Below are 17,210 nucleotides of genomic sequence, written 5' to 3'. Positions count from 1 at the left end.
CGGCCCGGAAAAATTGGTGTTTACTTGGACGCGTTCCTTTCCCAATACGTCCCTTCCCTTTTGGGCCGGTAGCTCAGTTGATAGAGCGCGTCGTTCGCAACGACGAGGTCGTCGGTTTGATCCCGATCCGGTCCACCATTTCTTCGCCTTCGTACCAACGAGGCGATCGCCGGCTCCACCGGCTGAGGGAAACGAAAACTGAGCGTCGGCAACCGGAGCGATCATCGCCGGCGATGCTCGCGGACGAGGGCCCTGAGGGTCGCGGCGGCATATGACGCACTCAAGACATGCGCAATCGCCTGCCGCCGGGCCCGTTTATCACGGTCCGGTCACATTCTCGCGTTTTCACGGAGACACAGCTGGCGCATTGGCCCCCGATTTGCTAAGATTGGGGTTGAATATGGGGTTAGCCACACTCCGTCCATCATCCATGAGCGCATCAAAAAAGACCAAGTCCAAGTCCGTTACGTCGCCCGCCCCTGCGACCAAGTCGACCGCAGCCAACCCGGTTGCAAAGAAGAAGATCGCCGTTGCCACGGTGCAGGGGACCGCTCCCACGCCCGTTGCCATGCTCGCACCGAAGCCCGCCGCGGCCCCCGCGGTGAAGGCGGTCACTCCGGCCGCCAAGCCGGTCGCCAACAAGCCCGTGCTGACGACGATCAGCGCGCGCATCGATGTCGGTTTCGGCAATGCCCTGTTCGTGCGCGGCGAAGGCGCCGGACTGAGCTGGGATCAAGGCCGCGCGATGGAGTGCGTCGAGGACACCCTCTGGCGCATCACGCTCGCCGAGTCCGCCCGCGCCTACACCTTCAAGTTCCTGATCAACGACGTGACCTGGAGCGCCGGCCCTGATTTCACCGCGGCTTGCGGCACCAACGTCACGCTGACGCCGGAATTCTAACCGGCGTCGTCAGAGACGCCGCGATTCCGCGGCACTGACGTCAGGCAGGTCGGGGTTCAACGCCAGCAGGCGTTCGCGCAGCATCGCCGTGCCGGCATCACGGTCGGCCAGTTGGTCGGCCGTGATGACTTCACAGCGCATGCGGACGCGCGAAAACGGCTTGGGCAGGTAAAAGCGATCCCAGCTGCGCAATCGCCACGCGGACGTGAATTCGCCGCCGACGAGCAGCATGGGCGTGTGGGTGCGCCTCGTGACGATGACCGTGCCGGGTTTCAACTCGTAACACGGTCCGCGCGGTCCATCCGGGGTAATGCCGACGTCGTAACCGGCGCGCAGGGTTTCCACCAACGCCGTGGCGGCTTCGCGTCCCAGCCGGCTGCTCGAACCGCGCACGGCTCGGAGCCCCGCGAGGGCAAAGAATGCCGTCAGCCACGCGCCGTCCTGGCTCGCGCTCACCAATGCATAGGGCGTTCGGCCGTGCCGAAAGCGTCGCACGATCTCCGCGGCCAGAAAGAGCCGGTTGTGCCACAGGATGATGGCGACGGGCTCGTCCTTCTTCGTGTAGGCGGCAAGATCCGCCGGGGTGAGCTCAAAGCGGAGCGAAAGACCCCAAAGCCGCACGAGCAGGGCGAACGGCCACATCACGACGCGGCGCCAGCCGGAAATTTCATGCGCGCCTGCGGGTGACGCAGTGGGGCGCGCGGGGGCGGAGGGAGTGACAGACGCCGGGTTCAACGGCGCCGTTGTTGTCGAAACCGCGCAGGCCGCCAAGCGAAACCCTCTTCGGGGCGATGGTTGACGCCGGCTGGTTTCGCCGGCACCTAGCGCGCATGCCCCCGGTGTTTCCGCCCTGTCCCCATTTACCCGTGCCACGCGCCGGGTTGGATTGGCGGACACTCCATACTTTCCGCGAGAAAGACCGGGGCGCTGACTTCTATTTCGCGTGCCTGGAATACGGCCACGTCCTGTGGCAAAAGGGCTTTGCCGCGCGCGCGCTGCTTTGTCTCGATCGGGCGCTTGGCGCCGATCTTGGCGGCACGGAACCCGTGCTGCGCGAGTGTCCGTTGCCGTATGCGGCGATGGCGTGGTTGATAGGACGGACGCCCGAAGGCGTGTTCCTCGGCAATCCGCGGGTGCATTTTCAGCATTATGCCGATCGCATGAACGAGCCGCGCCGCGATCAGCGTCGGTGGCGGGCGTGGGCCTGCTGGGCGTTGGCCCGGGCCATCAGGCCGGAGCTCCCCGCCGATCCGAAACATCACGTGGTGGAACCGACGCTCGCAGAAATCGACGCCGCACTGCGCCAATTCGGCCATCCCGGCGAAGCCGATTTGTGGCGGCGGGAGTGGAGCATGGTGGCCGTGCCGGGCGCGCGCCGGTAAATGCGACAGGCCGCGCGCCCAGTCCGCGGCCCGTCGAGCGACCAGACTCAGGCCTGCAGGGTTTTCCGGAGAAACTTGAGCCCCTTGACGGCGATGTCGTCGCGCTTCGGCTCGATCGTGCGCCAGATCGCGGCGGCGCGGGCGATGACCTTCACGTCGGTCGTGAACGACTCGATGACGACGTCGCCCTTGTACCGAATGGCGGCAAGCGCCTTCGCGATTGCCGGCCAGTCGGTGTGATCGCCACCGGGCGTGCCGCGGTCGCTGCCGCAGGCGTGGAAGTGGCCGAGAAGTTTGCCGGCTTTGCGAATGGCGGCGGCCTGATTCTTTTCCTCGATGTTCATGTGGAACGTATCGAGGTGCAGCTTCAGCGCGGGCGAACCCACGTCACGCAGGAGCTTCAGCGCCTGGTCGCAGGTGTTGAGAAAATCGGTTTCGAAGCGATTGAGCGGCTCGATGCAGATGGTGATGCCGCGGCTGGCCGCGTAGGCGCCGAGCACCTTGAGGTTCTTCACCACCAGGGCCCATTCCACTTTCTGTTGATCGGGGGCGACGGCGTCGGCCTTGCCCACGACGGAGTACACCGGGCCGATGACCCTCGGACAGCCTAGCAGCACGGCCTGATCGATGATCGCCTTGCAATACGTCATCGCGGCTTTCTGGTCGGCGGCGCTGCCGCGAAAATCACGACCCGGGCCCATGCACGCGCACACGCTGCCGATGGCGAGGCCGTGCTGGTCGGCCGCGGCACGCACTTTCACGGGATCGATGTGCGACGGGTCTTCAATCGGAATTTCGACGGTGTCGAAACCCCAGCGCTTGAACATCGGGAAGAGCTTCGTGATCTCGGTCGTGAATGGGGAGGTGAAGAGGAAGGTATTGATGCCGATTCTCATGGGGAGTGATTTGTAGGATTCGGAAAAACCCGCCGCCGCCGAGCGCGAAGTGTGGGCTGTTGGCGAAATTTCCCGTTCGTAGAACCGTTGATGCGGCGCGGGCGGAAACTACGAAGCCGGCGGTTCGGCGTTGCTGCACCCGTCGTGAAACGCTCGGATCACGGCAGCGCGCATGAAGACGATCTTCCTGTTGATTCTCCTGCTGGGGTGGCCGCGATGCGGCCTGGCGGCGGCAGTGCGACCTGCGGCTGAGGAGGCGTCGGTCGTGGCGACTGCCGAGGCGGCCATGATTGCAAAATTCGGCGCCGCCGACGTGGACGCGCAACGTCCGTTGCGCGTGCGGCCGCTGACTCCGGGTCGGACTTGGATTGTCGAGGGGTCTCACGCGGTGGCCCGAAAAAGTCCGGACGTTGTGCTGGTCGCAATCGTTCGACGGGAAGACGGCGGGTTGAAGGCTTCAGCCATGAAACGAAATTCGAAGCGCGCGCCCGGTGAACGGCCGGAACGATCACCGGCACCGACCGGACCACGGGCGTATGCTCAGCTGACGCCTTCGACGGCAAGCGGCGAGGCGCGCTGATCCGGCGCGGGCAACCGCGGAACGGCGCGCGCGCCGACTCACATGTCCTCGGAGTTTTCGATGGTGGGATCGATCCAGCCCATCCGACCGTCCGCCGCCTTGACCTGAATCCAGAATTTCCAGGACGGGGCGTTGCGCTCGTTGCGATTCCTGCTTTTTCCGCGGTGAATCCAGTGGTTGGCGAAGGTCAGCTTGCCTCCTGTCACCCGCTGGTCCCGAAAATTGCGCGAGCCGTCAGGGTCATCCTTGGGGCGCTGCGGGTTTCGGTGAAAATCCTGCTGCTTGAAGACAATGCGGGTGGGCGTAAGGGCGGGCTCGTTTCCCGCCGACACCAGGGTAAACGTGATGAGTACGGGACCTTTGCTGGCGTCCTTCTGCTTCACCGCGATCGTGGTGACATCCGGCGGGGGGCAGATGAACACCTCGCCCGCGGGATCGCTTTTCCATTCACCGCCCGTCGCGCCGACAATGGTGATTTCATCGCTGAGGGTGCAGTTGTCCTCCGGGCGGGCGGGCGGGGTGGCTGAGGGGTTCTCGACGAATTTTGTGACGGTGAGGACGAGTTCGGCGGGCATGGGAGGAAGGGACTTTATGGTTTGAGCTGCGGGGAGGGAGAAGCGGACGTCGCGGTGGTCGGCCACGGCTCAAGCGGTTGAAAGCCGAGGCGCTGCAGACGTGCGATCAGGGCGCGGCTGGTTTCGGTCTCACCGAGGTGCCAGTAGGCGTGAGCGGCGGGCAGGAGAATGCGCCAGTGACTCGAACCCGACAGACGCGGCTGCAGCAACTCGATCGCGCGCCGCCAGTGTTGGTGTGCGGCTTCGGGCTGTCCGTCGCGCCGGGCGATGCGGCCGGCCGCGACGCGGGCGAGGGCGCACTCGCTGATGAAGGCAAACGTCGGGCGCGTGGCCACGAGGCGCTCGGCGATTTCAACGGCCCGCGCGGCCGGAGTTGCGGCCTGCGGGTCGCCGCGATCCACCCGCAATTCCGCCTGGAGTCGGCACACGAAGGCCAGCCGATCCATGATCCGATTGTCGTTGGGCTCCGCGGCCGAGAGTTTTTCGAAGACTCCGCGCAGCTCGTCGGCGAGCGTGGTTGCGGCGGCCAGGTCGCCCTCCGCGCGCAGGAGCTCCGCCAGTCGCAGCCGGCCCCAGAAAAGCAGGCGCTGCCAGGACTGGTTGCGGGGATCGCCGGAGGCGAGCGATTCGAAAAGCGCGATCGCCCGGAGCCGCGGCTCCATCGACTGCTTGCGCTGCCCGGTGAGCGCGAGAATACCGGCGTGCAGTGACAGCGCGTCGGCGAGGCGACGCTTGAACGTGGCGTTGTCGGGTTCCGCCCGCAGGATGGCCTCGGTGCGGGCCACTTGATCGGCGAAACGCCGCGCAGCCTCGGTCAGGTCGCCGCTCATTTCCGCCACGTTGCCCAGCCATGAATTCGCGTCGGCGATGCGGAACTGCAGTTCGAGATCGTTGGGCTTGGCGGCCGACAACCGGGTGAGCATCGCCAGTGCGCCGAGAAACCCGCGACGGGCGGCGTCGAGCCGCTCCTCGTCCGTGTCGAGGACCGCGAGGTTGTGATGGCCGGAGGCGAGTTCCTCCTGCCAGCGCGGTTCGTCGGGATTGAGGGCGACCAGGGCGGCGCCGGTGTCGCGATAGCGCGTCAGCCACTCCGTCATTTCCTTCGTGCGACCGAGCCGCCGCAGCACGAACCCAATCCAGAACTCCGCCTGACCGCGCTCAAAAAGAAAGTCGCCGTTGCGCGGCTGACGGGCGGCCAGGACCTTCGCGCTTTCATACGCGGCCTGCAACGATTGCAACGCCTCCGGATAGCGGGCCTGATCCTTGCGATTCTCCCCGACCTGCCGCAACGCCTCCGCCTGCCGCCGCAAGGCGGTGTCGGTCAAATCGCGGGGATTCAGCGCCGCAAAGTAGGCCATGGCCTTCACGCCGACGGCATCGAGGATATCGAGCTTGTTCAGCTTCGCGAGGGGCACGCGCAGGTCGCTGACCATGAAGCCGAGCAGATCCTCGGCCTGTTCCTGCCGACGCTGCGCGTCGTTGCGCGCCTGCCAGGCGAGCGCGGCCAGTCCGAGCGTGATGGTCATGCCGCAGACCGATGCCGCCGTGATCAACGTCATCCGCCGATGCCGGCGCTGCAGCTCGCGTTGGCGCAGCTCGTCGAAGCCGACGCCCAGCAAACCGGCGACGAGCCTCAAGAATGCGCCGTCCCGGCCGTCAGCGTGCGGCCGGGCATCGGCGGCCGCAATCTCGGCGGGACGATCGGACTGGGCGTCATCGTCGCTGGTCCCGGTTCGCAACGCAGGCGGGAAACAATCGTTGTCCGCCCCTTCGCGGGGTTCGCCGTCAACGATCAGCGCGAACACGCGGCTGACACCGTGGAGACGTTTGAAGTCCGTGATTTCGGCCTGCACCCAGCGGGACCTGGCGGCCGCCGGCGAACAGATCACGACGAGCGTAGCCGAGGCCGCGAGCGCGGTGCGAATCGTGGCGCCGAGATCGCTGGTGGTCGGAAGCTCCTCGCGATCGCGAAAAACGGGGGCGATGCGCGGACCGACCACACCGATCGGCGCGAGGCGGCCCTGCAATCGCGCGGGCACCCGGAAATTTTCCAACCGGCGCAGGAGCCAGCCCGCCGATGCGGCGTCGGTGTGGCTGTAACTCAGAAACACCCGGTAGGCCGGCGCCTCAGGCCGGGCGCTTGTATCCGCGGAGCCCGTACTACGCGACGTTGCTGCAGTCGGATTCATGATCAGCCAATCGGGAAACTCCTAATCACGGCCATGGCAGGAGACGCCTGATGCACAGGTGAGGGTGGGATGCTCTTCCGGCCAAAACGTGAAGCGGCAGGTGGGTGTTCCAGCCTGAAAGAACATCGCACCTTCCAGCGGCGCGCCCGGGGGGTCAAGGGAGTATCGACCCGTGCAATTGGTCTGCGGAACGCCGGCGCGCACGGCTGCTGCGCGGACGACAGTCGCCGGGCCGGATAATCGCGGCCAACCCGATTCAACCCCACGCGACCGGCCGCGGCGCGGGCGTTTCGCAGGAGTGCCGCGGCCGGCGGCGTTGAATCAACGCCGGGCCAGACGACGGCGCAGGAGGCCGAGGCAACCGAGGCCGGCGACGAGCAGGGCGCTGGTGGCGGGATCGCCTGACGGAACGCCCGCCGGAACGTGCGTGCCCGCGAAGGTGAGCGAGACGTTCAGCGAGGCGTCACGCACCGCCGTGCCGGTGGCAATCAAGGTGTAGCTGCCGGGAGCGAGCGATCCGCCCAGCGCCGAAAAGGCGAAGGAGCCGAGCGTGCCGGAGAACGTGTCGCTGAAAACGAGCGCGTTGGCAGCGTCGAAGATGTCGATGTTCACGCCGATGAGTCTCGGGCCGGTGCCGGCGGCCGGGGTGACTTCCCACGCGGCCTCGCCCGTGAAACCGGTGACGCCAGCGCCCACCGTAAAGGCGACCGATTGCGACAGCGCGCCCGGCTGGGCGGTCACGAGCGTGTTGAGGAAAAGCGTGTCGGTCGCGAGCAACGGCTGCGTCAGGGTCGTGGAGGACGTGAGCGCGCCCGACGTCACCGGCTGTGTCACTGCTGGGATGCCGGCATCGCCGGTTTCGAAGCTCAGCGAGATGTCGAGGGACGCGTCGCGCACGCCCGTGCCCGTGGCGACCAGCGTGTAGTTGCCAGCCGCGAGACTCCCGAACGCAAATGACGACGTGGCATACCCGCTCAGCGTGCCGAGAAACGTGTCGGACAACACGAGGGCGTTGGCGGCGTCGAAGATGTCGATATTCACGCCGGTGAGCCGCGGCCCGTTGCCGGCGGCGGTGTTGATTTCCCAAGCGGCGCCACCCGTGAGGCCGGTGATGCCCGCGCCCACGGTGAACGCGACGGACTGGCTGAGCGCGCCGGTCGAGCCGGTGACCAGCGTATCCACAATCAGGTTATCCCCGCCCAGCAGCGGCGTTGCCACGGTGGTCGCGGTCGTCAGCCCCGAGAGGCGAACCGGGATCGAGTTGTTCAGGGCCGACGCTGCGGGCGTCAGGAACGTCAGGGCAAGGAGGCCGCAAAGCGGGCGGACGGAGCAGGAGGTCATGAGTCGGGTGGGAAAGGGGGACGAGATGCCGCAGGCAAACAACGCGCCGCTCCGGCAGGTCAGCCCTGCGAAACGACCCTGCGGTTACTTGAAATTATTTTGCAAAAAGCCGTGAGGCGAGCCGGAAATCCCACGGCGTCGGGCCTCCGGCGTTCAGACCCGAGGCGGATGGTCGATGGCATCGCCGGTCACCCGTCGTTCCGTCGCGACGGCTGGGAGCTGCACCGCGGGTTCGAGCTGCACCCAGCGGGCGGTGACCACGTCGTTGCCCGCCACGGCTCGCGCGAGTTGCAGCGCGTTGCCGGCGAGTGGCGACGGAAACTGCAGCGGCGCGCCGTCACGGGCGGGATCGATCACCGCGACGCGGCCGTTGGTTTCGTAGGCCAGCACCGTGTGGCCGGTGCGGACGCCGCGGTGGGTGAGATAATAGGAGAGCAGTTGCGGATGGGAGATCGCCTCACCCGCGGCCAGGCGGTCGCGCAGCGCCGCGACGCTTTCGATGAAACAACCGTTGGGCAACGAGCCGCGGGCCGGACTGTGCTCGATCCGCGCGGGGACTTCAGTCCAGCGGAGAAACCCGGGGTCAATGTCACGGAGCAGCGGTGCGAAGTCGGCCTTTTCCTCGGCCAGTCGCCCGCGATGCAGGGAAAAACTCTGCGTGCCGTGCGCGGCGTCGTAGAACCACAGCATGCCGGCGAGCTCGAAGACCAGCGCGTGGACGACGCGCGGGTAACGCGCCGACGGCGCGCGATTCTCGATGCGCAGGAGGGTTGACCAGACCTCGCGGCCCAGCAGGGCCTGCGCGTGACGGGCGGGTTGAAGCGAGTCGGTGGCGGACAGCGGCGTGGCGCTGACGGCGGCGATCAAGACGGCAATAACGATGGGGCAGCGGGAAGTAATCACGCCCCCCATAACCGCGCCAGGGTCGCAGCAATTACGCGAAACCGACGAACCGCGGAATATTTGCGACTGAAGCGGGCGTCCGTGGGTTAAGCGGAGTTCGGTGAGTACGGTAAGCGCCCGCCGTGAGCGGGGGGGGCGTGATCGAATTGCGCGCGTCGTCCGCCAGGATTGGTCGTCGCGGCTCGAACGCGAATCGCGGTGACGCGGACGATTTTGTCGTGCGCGTTCGCTGCCAATCGCCCACTGCTCATTCCCGCTCCAGCCTGGTCCGCCCCGCATCCCTGTCTTTCCCCACGATGACTCCCTGCCGTCCGTCTCTCCCTCTTGTTGGAAAGCCCGCCACGTCATTCCTCTGTGGGACCATCGTCGCGACCCTCCTCACGGCCCTGCTCGGCGGTGCGGCGCTCGCCGCCCCGGCGACCCGGCCTCCCAATGTGCTCTTTCTCGCGATCGACGATCTGCGGCCGGCGCTGGGGGCACTGGGCGCGGCCGAGGCGCAGACGCCGATGCTCGATACGTTTGCCCGCACCGCGCGCATCTTCACCCACCATTATGCGCAGGTGCCCACGTGCGGCGCGTCGCGTTGTGCGCTCCTCCGCGGAAGCTATCCGTCGGAGCCGGAGCATGTCTCCAACAACGCCATCCTCACGACGCAGGCCCGCTGGGGTGACGCCAACCTGCCGGGATGGTTCCGCCGGCACGGCTACCAGACGCTGGCACTGGGCAAGATCACGCACTATCCCGGCGGCCGCACGGGCCGGAACTGGAGCGAGGGCCCGGAAGAGCTGCCGAACGCCTGGGACCGCAGTTGGATTCCGGATACACCCTGGAAACACGCCGAGGGAATCATGCACGGCTTCGCCAACGGCAGGGCGCGCGTCCCGGGCGGAGTCCCGGCGTTCGAGGCGTTCGACGGCCCGGACACGGCGTATCCGGATGCCTGGGTCGCAGCCGAGGCGGTCGGCACCCTGCGCACGCTGGCGCAGTCGGACAAGCCCTGGTTCTTCGCGGTGGGTTTGTTCAAGCCGCACCTGCCGTTCTCGGCGCCTAAGCGGTATTTTGATTTGCATCGTGACGACCGGAGCCCGGATCCCGTCGTCGCCACCAAGCCCCAGGGACCGTCCGGCTGGCATCCCAGCAACGAACTGCGCCGCAACTACGCCCACGGTGGTCGCGATCCCGACACGGACCCTGAGTACGCGCGCACCCTCCGCACGGCCTACGCGGCTGCCACCAGTTATGTCGATGCCCAGGCCGGTCGCGTGCTGGACGCGCTGCAGGAACTCGGTCTCGCCGACAACACGATCGTCGTGGTGTGGGGCGATCATGGCTTCCTGCTCGGGGAGCATGCGATCTGGGGCAAGCACTGCCTCTACGAAAAGGCAGTCCAGTCCGTGCTCATGATCCGTTCGCCCGGTCTGCCTCACCCGGGCAAGGCCAGCTCCGCGCTGGTCGAGACCGTCGATCTCTTTCCCACGCTCGCCGACCTTTGCCGTCTGCCCGCGCCCGCCGGGCTCGACGGTCATAGTTTGCGCCCGCAGCTGGCGGCGCCGGACGCCCCGACGAAGAAGCCGGCGCTGGGCTTCTGGACCCAGGGCCAGCGTACTGTGCGCACGGATCGCTGGCGGCTGATCGTGCATCCTTCGGACGGTACTGCGGCTCCGGGCTATGAACTTTTCGATTTCAACCAGGATTCCAATGAAGCGCGCAACGTCGCAGCCGAACAGCCTGCGGTCGTGGCGAGTCTGGTCGCGCTGCTGCCCGCGCCGCTGGCGTCTGCCCCGGCGGCGGGCAAGGCGCGTTCGGGAAAGGCCAAATGAAAGACGGGTGTCGCCGCGTTTGCTCCGAGGTTCGTGCGATGCTTGGCCGCATGGCGCTGTTGCTCGGTCTGGCCGCCGCCGCCGTCGCGGCGGAAACACCAGCCCCGTCGCTGCAGGCCTGGACGGTCGAGCAGATGCCGGGTGGCACCGTGGTCGCGCGCGACGGCGGATTGGAGATCACGGATGTCGGCGGTGCGACGGTGTGGTGGCGGGAGAAACTCACCGCGCCGGTCGAGATATCCTACGACGTCACCGTGGTGACGCAGGGTGGGCCGCAGGATCGCGTCTCCGATCTCAATTGTTTCTGGATGGCCGTCGATCCGCGGTCGACGGCCGCACCGTTTGCGCCGGGTCAGGCCCGCAGCGGAAAGTTCTCCGACTACGACTCGCTGCACACGTACTACGTTGGCTACGGTGGCAACAACAACTCCACGACCCGCTTTCGGCGCTACGACGGCACCGTGGCGCGCCCGTTGCTCCCCGAGCACGATCTGCGGGACCAGAAATTCCTGCTCGAGGGCAATCGTACCTACCACATCCGGCTCGTGGCCCGCGACGGCGTCGCGGAGTTCTGGCGTGACGGCGAACGCATCTTTGCGTTCCGCGATCCGGCGCCGCTCGTGAGCGGCTGGTTCGCACTGCGCACCGTGCGGAGTCACCTGGTGGTGAGCAACCTCGTGATCACGCGTCCGTGATCGGTGCCTGCGTTCCCCTCCCGCGAGCCTGGTCGCGGGAGCGGTGGGTGGGCCGCTCGCGCGGGGCTGCGTGCGGCGGCACTGCCTACTTGCCCGGCTTTTTCCTTCCCTTGCGCACCGGTTCATCCTCGTCGCCGGGACCGCCGGCACCGCGGTGCGGGGCATCTTTCTCCGGCAGCCACTTCGCCAGTTCGGCCTTCGTGCGGGCGTATTCGGGTTTCCCGGCGAGATTGGTCCACTCATATGGATCGCTGGCCTCATCGTAGAGTTCCTCGCCGCCGTCGGCGTAGCGGATGTAACGCCACTGCTCGGTGCGCACGGTGTGGTTCTTGAAGCCGTGGGTCGTGATCGCGGGTTGATTCCAAGTGGCCTGCGGGTCGCGCAGCAGCGGCACGATGCTCGTGCCTTCGACGTGCTTCGGCACGGGCAGGCCCGCCAGTTCACACAGCGTGGGATAGATGCTCATGAAGTCCACCGGGCGCGTGGACATGCCGCCGGGGCGCGTGACGCCCGGCGCCACGACGATGAACGGGGCGCGCGTCGGTTCCTCCCACAGCGCGAACTTTCGCCAGTGGTCCTTTTCCCCGAACGACCAGCCGTGGTCGCCCCAGAACACGATGATGGTGTTGTCGCGTTGCGGACTCCGATCGAGGGCATCGAGGAGCCGGCCCACGTTCATGTCGGTATAGGCGATGGCGGCGAGATACGACTGGATGGCGTTCTTCCAATTGCCGTCGCGGACGAAACGCGCGTGGTCCTGCGCCGCCTTGGCCATCGCCTTGCCGCCCGCAGGGACGTCGTCGAGATCATCCTTCCGATACGGTGGCAGCTGGATCGTCTCGAGGGGAAACTGCTCGTAGTACTTGCGGGGAACCGCGAACGGCAGGTGCGGTTTGTGCAGGCCGCAGGCGATGAAGAACGGCTCGCTGCCCGGATTTTTCAACCGCTCGATTGAGTAGTTGACCGTGTGCCAGTCCATCAGGTCCTCGTCCTTGAGGTCGTGGCGCAACGGGTCGTGAAACCCTTCGTTCTTGTCGACGCCGTGACCCGACGCCGACAGCGACTTGGAGTTCATGTAGTCGCTCCATTCGGAAGGGAAATACTGATCGCCGTGGTAGATTTTACCTGCGCCGGAAACGCGGTATCCGGCTTTCAAGAATGGCACCGTGAGGCCTCCGCCCTCGGGCAGGATCGCCTTCCACTTGTCGCCGTTGTAGTAGAGGCCCGTGCTCCAGGGCCGGCGTCCGCCCATGAGCGCGCCGCGCGCCGGTTCGCAGGCGGGGACGGCGCAGTACGCGTGACGAAACGCGACGCCCCGGGCGGCGAGTCGGTCGATGTTCGGCGTCCGGGTCTGCGGATTGCGGCCGAGGTGGCCGACCCAGTGATTCAGATCGTCGACCGCGATGAAGAGGACGTTGGGCCGCTTGGGCGCAGCCACGTCCGCGGAAAATGCCTGCGACCAGAGGCCGGCGAGCAGGGCGGCGAAGACAAGGATACGTCGAAGGGAAGTTTGCATGGGTGGGAATCGAGTGGGGGATCGGAGAGTGGAAAAACGGGAGCTCAACGTACGTTCCGCCTGAGCGGATCGGTGTAGAAGAGAACCGTACGAAACACACGAACTACCCAGAAGATGGACGGCGGACCTATTCGATTCGAGCCGAGAACGGCCGCACTTTAAGGCAGGGGAAGGTCAGGCTTGGGCTTCCTCCGCAGCTCTTGCTTTCGGGTGATGCTTACAGTTCGCGTGAGGCTGCAGGAGGAGCCGCCGCCCGTGGTGAGGACGAGGTTGCCGGGCGTGTGGTCGAGCGTGCCGACGAAGGTGACGGTGGCGTTGCGCTTGTTGCGGTGATTGCTCGACGCGTTGAGCCGGGTGTTCTGCCTGGCCGAGACGTTGGCGATCGCCCTGGCAGCGTCGCAGCCGGAGCGATCGGCGCGACGTTGGCGGTGAAGAGGAGATGGCGCGCGTAGAATTCGTCGCGCAGGTGCGAACCCATGATGCGCATCGCGGCGATGAGGCGCGGGGTGATCGTGCAGTCAAACGTCGCACCGAGCGACGCACGCTCGAAGACCTTGGGGGCGTCGCAAGCCCTCCTGGCGAATTCGCGCGGCGCTCATGGTTGCGCAACCGATGATGAAACCGCCGCATTCTCGGTTGACAGGATCCATGGCCTGCTAATTCGTTTTAGCTCACTCGCGGCAAACCCCGGCCGACCCTTGTTTTAGCGTTGGGGTGGCCGCGCGTTTCCTACCCAAATGAGAAAACCCAACTGCGATCGCGCATCCTTACCTCCATCGACGTCGACGGCATTGCCGGATGACTCTCACGGCTCGACGCCGTTACGGCTTCTGCGGGGAGCTGCGTCCGCCTCCGTGATGAGCGCCGCGGCCCTGCTAGCGTTCGGCGCGAGCACCGTCGGCTCCGCGGGCGCGGCCCAGCCGCAAAAATCGGAAGAGGCCGTCCAACTCAGCGCCTTCGAAGTCAGCTCCAAGAAGGTCGGCCCCTATCAGGTCTCCGACACCACGAGCGGCGGCCGCATCCGTACGGATATCTTCGAGTCGACCCAGGGCATCTCGGTCATCACCCGTGAGCTCATTCAGGACATGGGCGCTTCCGACGCCCTCAACGCGCTGCAACTGGTCGCCGGCGTGTCCAACAACAGCACGAGCATCGGCGATCGCCTCTCCATCCGCGGCTATCAGGGTGGCATCGGCAATCTCGACGGCTTTTCCTCGCCCTCCAGCCAGATCAAATGGGATCCGGCGATCTTCGAGCGCATCGAGTTTGTCCGCGGGCCGAACGCCATTCTCTCCCCCGGCGGTCCTCCCGGCGGCACAATCAACATCATGACCAAGGTCGCCGAGTTTCGGGACTTCGGGCGCTTGAATCTGCAGGTCGGTCAATACGACACCAACCGCGGTGACATCGACATCAACCGCATGCTCTCGAAAGACACCGCCTACCGGTTGGTGATCGCGGGCAAGTATCACACCCAGGGCAAGAATCAGGGCTACGCGCGGGGTCTGACCGTGATGCCGTCGGTGACCAAGAAGATCGGTAACAACTCCCGCCTCACCCTCGAGTACATCTTCGCCTGGGGCCAGGGCCTCAACTACACGGGCCTGCCGCTCGACGCCTCGGTCAGCCCGCTCACGGGTCTCGCGATGCGCAAGGGCATGGACGTCTACCAATCCGCCTACGCGGACAACGTTGACGACCCCAGCGCCATGAATCGCACCAACACCCACACCTACCGCGTGCTGTTTACGTCGACCTTGTCCGACCGCCTCTCGATGCGTGCTGCGGCCCGCATGTGGTCGGGCTGGGACTCGAACAACCAATGGAACCTCCTCGGCAACACCGGCGGTGCCGTCAATCCGAAGACCGGCCTCTTCACCCCGGGCTTCGTCTTCGGCGGCGCGCCTGATTTCACCCCGTCGCCGGCACCGGCAGTGTCGAATCTCTACGCCGTCAGCCAGTCGCCCTCGAACACCTTCTTCAATAACTACGAATTCCAACACGACTACGTCTTCAAATGGAACCTCGCCAAGGTGGCGATGGAGACCTCGGGTGGCATCTCGGGTGCCTACACGAAGGGCCGCAACCGGGGTTATGCTGCCACCAGCCCTGCGATCGATATCTTCAACATCCCGGGCAACGCGACCTACACGATCAACAACACGGCCACCTCGGACCGCTTGAACGTGAACAAATCGCTGCAGGTTTACCTGAACCAGAACGTGCGGCTGCTCGACGGCAAGGTGATCGTCAACGCCGGCATCGCGCAGAACTGGTATCACGGCCGCGTGGACGACTACCGCAGCAAGATCAGTTACTTCACGCATCCCGATCCGCTCGTGACGAACTACGGCGTCGTGTATCACCCGGTGCAGGACGTTTCGCTCTACTACGGCCACACCGAAAACGCCTCGCAGATCGTGCAGCCGCGTCAGGCGGGTCGGAACAATGAGCTCCAGGACGGACGCCAGGACGAGGTCGGCGTGCGCTATCGTTTCCTCGGCTCCCGCGCCGTCGCGACGGTGGCCTACTACGACTCTAGCCAGTCGAATAACTCCATCCTGAATCCCGCGCTGTTCTCGGTGCCGCCGCCGGTGGTGTCGCCGCCGCCGCTGTTCATGGATCGCGTGGCCCGCGGCTGGGAATACGAGCTGAACATGGCGGTGTCCTCCAACCTGTCGCTCATCGCCAACTACACGAACTTCCGCAACCGCAGCCCGTACGGCACGCCGTTCCGCGGTGCGTCCGAGAATTCCGGCGCTGCGTGGGTCAACTACAAGTTCCTGCAGGGCGACCTGAAGGGCCTTTCGCTCGGCCTCGGCTATGTCCGGGCGGGCAAGCGGCCGGGCGACACCGGCAGCGGTTACACCGCGGCCAGTTCCGCCGGCAACCTGATTCGCAACCAGCCCACGTTCTACCTCCCGATCACGTCGCTGTGGAACGTGACCGCGGCCTACCGCTTCAGCGAGGCCGTGATGGGCCGCGTCTTCGTTGATAATGTGACGGACGCCACCTACTACCGCGGCGCCATCAACCGCAACGGCGTGTATCCCGGCATCCCGCGCAACGTGCGGGCGTCGGTCGAATACAGCTTCTAAGCTGACCCGCCACGGCCGGATCGCCCTGCGACCCGACCTGCACCCTACGGCCGGCCGGATACATTTCCGGCCGGCCTTTTTGTTGGTGCGGGCTGCGGCAAACCATTCCGTCACGGGTTCGGACGTCGTTCGGTGCTCGCTCGTAACTCTGCCCGGAATCGTGAAGCACCGCTCGAACCACCCTCGAAGACACCTCGGACCGCGCGCGAGCCCGTCCGGGCCGTTGAGCTGCGCACCCGGTTTGCCGCCCGGGACATCGGCGTCGCTGCCGCGCGGCTAGGCGTGCGGCAGCGACGCCCCGGCAATCGTCTGGCTCACGTGATCGCCGCTGAGCGTTTCACGCTTCATCAGGTCCCGGGCGATTGCCTCGAGCGCCGCACGGGCGCCCGCGACCATCGCCGTCGGCCAAGCCCGCCGCATTCGGGCGGTAAGTGATGGTCCCGGCGGAAAGTTCTCCGGCGGCCGCTGCGTTCAGGAATTCGGACGCGCTGGGGCGCTCAGGAGCGACGGCGCCGATGGCCGTGGAACCGGGCAGGCCTCGACCCGAGAGCGCCCAGCCGAAACCGGCCCGCAGTGAGCACCGGCTTCACTTCATCTCCTTTCCAATGCCAGTTCGCGCGGAGCCCTGGCGAGCCCGGGGCGGTTTTCGCTCGAGTGATGAAGCCGGTCGCGAAACGTGCTCGGCGCTTCACCCGCAAACCGGCGGAACACGCGATTGAACTGAGACAGCGACTGGAAGCCGGCCGCGAAGGCCGCCTCGCAGACGCGGATCTGGGCGTTGCGCAGCATGCGCTTTACGGCCTCCACCCGCGCCCGCGCGAGGTATTCGGTGAAACTGAAACCCGTGGCCTGCTTGAAGAGCTTGCAGAAATAAAACTTACCCATGTTCGCTGCGCCCGCCACGTCGTCCAGTCGCATCGCTTCGCTTTGATGCTCGGCAATGAAGGTCCGTCCTTTCGTGATTGAAGGCGATTCGGCCTTCGTGCCATCGCGCACACTCTGATTGCTGATCAACGCGAGGTGCTCCGCGAACAGGGTGAGAAGGCGGATGACTGAGTCGTACTCCTTCCGCGCGACCACCCTCGTCTTGAAATACGCCGCCGCAAGTTCCTGTTGATCGAGCCCGGGGTATTCGGTTCCGACGAGCCGCTTGACCGCCTCGAATCCACGCTGGGACGGCGCGCGGAAAAGCACCTGCCCCGTCTGCAGGTACCCGGCGCAGCCATTGACGGTCCGGGAACCCATCACGCCACGACGACCTGGAACGAAAACGGCGGGCCTCACCCGCTGGTTCCGGGCTCGGGCGTGGTTCGG

At 66.1% G+C, this 17,210-nt stretch carries 14 protein-coding genes and 1 tRNA gene; 6 read left to right on the top strand and 9 right to left on the bottom strand.

The window, feature by feature from the left end; genetic code table 11:
• Positions 1-62 precede the first annotated feature (62 nt).
• Positions 63-138: transfer RNA gene (locus ACLJEU_RS19700), tRNA-Ala, on the top strand.
• Positions 139-430: 292 nt separating this feature from the next.
• A complete protein-coding gene (locus tag ACLJEU_RS19695; protein WP_414664218.1) occupies positions 431-901 on the top strand; it encodes a hypothetical protein in 471 nt (156 codons plus the stop codon).
• Between the two features lie 9 nt (positions 902-910).
• Here ACLJEU_RS19695 and ACLJEU_RS19690 read toward each other — a convergent pair whose 3' ends face one another.
• Positions 911-1,543: a lysophospholipid acyltransferase family protein gene (locus ACLJEU_RS19690; protein ID WP_414664217.1), complete on the bottom strand. Its 633-nt coding sequence runs from the start codon at positions 1,541-1,543 to the stop codon at positions 911-913.
• Positions 1,544-1,767: 224 nt separating this feature from the next.
• On the opposite strand from ACLJEU_RS19690, the gene ACLJEU_RS19685 reads away from it, so the two are divergent.
• Complete coding sequence (locus ACLJEU_RS19685) at positions 1,768-2,283, top strand: hypothetical protein (protein WP_414664216.1); 516 nt, start codon at positions 1,768-1,770, stop codon at positions 2,281-2,283.
• Positions 2,284-2,330: 47 nt separating this feature from the next.
• Here the strand turns inward: ACLJEU_RS19685 and ACLJEU_RS19680 are convergent, their stop codons facing one another.
• From ACLJEU_RS19680 to ACLJEU_RS19660, 5 genes are all read right to left on the bottom strand, one after another.
• Complete coding sequence (locus tag ACLJEU_RS19680) at positions 2,331-3,179, bottom strand: sugar phosphate isomerase/epimerase family protein (protein ID WP_414664215.1); 849 nt, start codon at positions 3,177-3,179, stop codon at positions 2,331-2,333.
• A 618-nt stretch (positions 3,180-3,797) separates the two neighbouring features.
• Entirely contained in the window at positions 3,798-4,334 is a 537-nt protein-coding gene (locus ACLJEU_RS19675; protein ID WP_414664214.1) for a hypothetical protein, read from the bottom strand.
• Positions 4,335-4,348: 14 nt separating this feature from the next.
• Positions 4,349-6,523 carry a TIR domain-containing protein gene (locus tag ACLJEU_RS19670; RefSeq protein ID WP_414664213.1) on the bottom strand — a complete coding sequence of 725 codons (2,175 nt, stop codon included), beginning with the start codon at positions 6,521-6,523 and terminating at the stop codon, positions 4,349-4,351.
• A 321-nt stretch (positions 6,524-6,844) separates the two neighbouring features.
• Entirely contained in the window at positions 6,845-7,864 is a 1,020-nt protein-coding gene (locus ACLJEU_RS19665) for a hypothetical protein (RefSeq protein WP_414664212.1), read from the bottom strand.
• 153 nt (positions 7,865-8,017) lie between these two features.
• Positions 8,018-8,731, bottom strand: coding sequence for a hypothetical protein (locus ACLJEU_RS19660; protein ID WP_414664211.1), 714 nt, complete (start codon positions 8,729-8,731; stop codon positions 8,018-8,020).
• 332 nt (positions 8,732-9,063) lie between these two features.
• On the opposite strand from ACLJEU_RS19660, the gene ACLJEU_RS19655 reads away from it, so the two are divergent.
• Together ACLJEU_RS19655 and ACLJEU_RS19650 are read left to right on the top strand one after the other, a co-directional pair.
• Complete coding sequence (locus ACLJEU_RS19655; RefSeq protein WP_414664210.1) at positions 9,064-10,587, top strand: sulfatase; 1,524 nt, start codon at positions 9,064-9,066, stop codon at positions 10,585-10,587.
• A gap of 50 nt (positions 10,588-10,637) precedes the next feature.
• Positions 10,638-11,282, top strand: coding sequence for a DUF6250 domain-containing protein (locus ACLJEU_RS19650; protein WP_457795278.1), 645 nt, complete (start codon positions 10,638-10,640; stop codon positions 11,280-11,282).
• An 85-nt stretch (positions 11,283-11,367) separates the two neighbouring features.
• Here the strand turns inward: ACLJEU_RS19650 and ACLJEU_RS19645 are convergent, their stop codons facing one another.
• The gene (locus tag ACLJEU_RS19645) at positions 11,368-12,798 is read right to left on the bottom strand and encodes a sulfatase (RefSeq protein WP_414664208.1); all 1,431 of its coding nucleotides are present in this window, start codon (positions 12,796-12,798) and stop codon (positions 11,368-11,370) included.
• Positions 12,799-13,655: 857 nt separating this feature from the next.
• Here ACLJEU_RS19645 and ACLJEU_RS19640 point away from each other — a divergent pair.
• Positions 13,656-15,896: a TonB-dependent siderophore receptor gene (locus ACLJEU_RS19640; protein ID WP_414664207.1), complete on the top strand. Its 2,241-nt coding sequence runs from the start codon at positions 13,656-13,658 to the stop codon at positions 15,894-15,896.
• Positions 15,897-16,172: 276 nt separating this feature from the next.
• Here ACLJEU_RS19640 and ACLJEU_RS19635 read toward each other — a convergent pair whose 3' ends face one another.
• On the bottom strand, positions 16,173-16,316 hold the full coding sequence (locus ACLJEU_RS19635; RefSeq protein WP_414664206.1) for a hypothetical protein: 144 nt from the start codon (positions 16,314-16,316) through the stop codon (positions 16,173-16,175).
• A gap of 171 nt (positions 16,317-16,487) precedes the next feature.
• Positions 16,488-17,141 (bottom strand): helix-turn-helix domain-containing protein, encoded by a 654-nt coding sequence (locus ACLJEU_RS19630; protein ID WP_414664205.1) that lies wholly within the window; start codon positions 17,139-17,141, stop codon positions 16,488-16,490.
• Positions 17,142-17,210 lie beyond the last annotated feature (69 nt).

The sequence above is a fragment of the Terrisphaera buseokensis genome (assembly GCF_047521145.2).
Taxonomy (GTDB): domain Bacteria; phylum Verrucomicrobiota; class Verrucomicrobiia; order Opitutales; family Opitutaceae; genus ER46.
The sequence above is the reverse complement of the archived record's forward strand: the minus strand, read 5'-3'. Positions and strand labels throughout refer to the sequence as shown.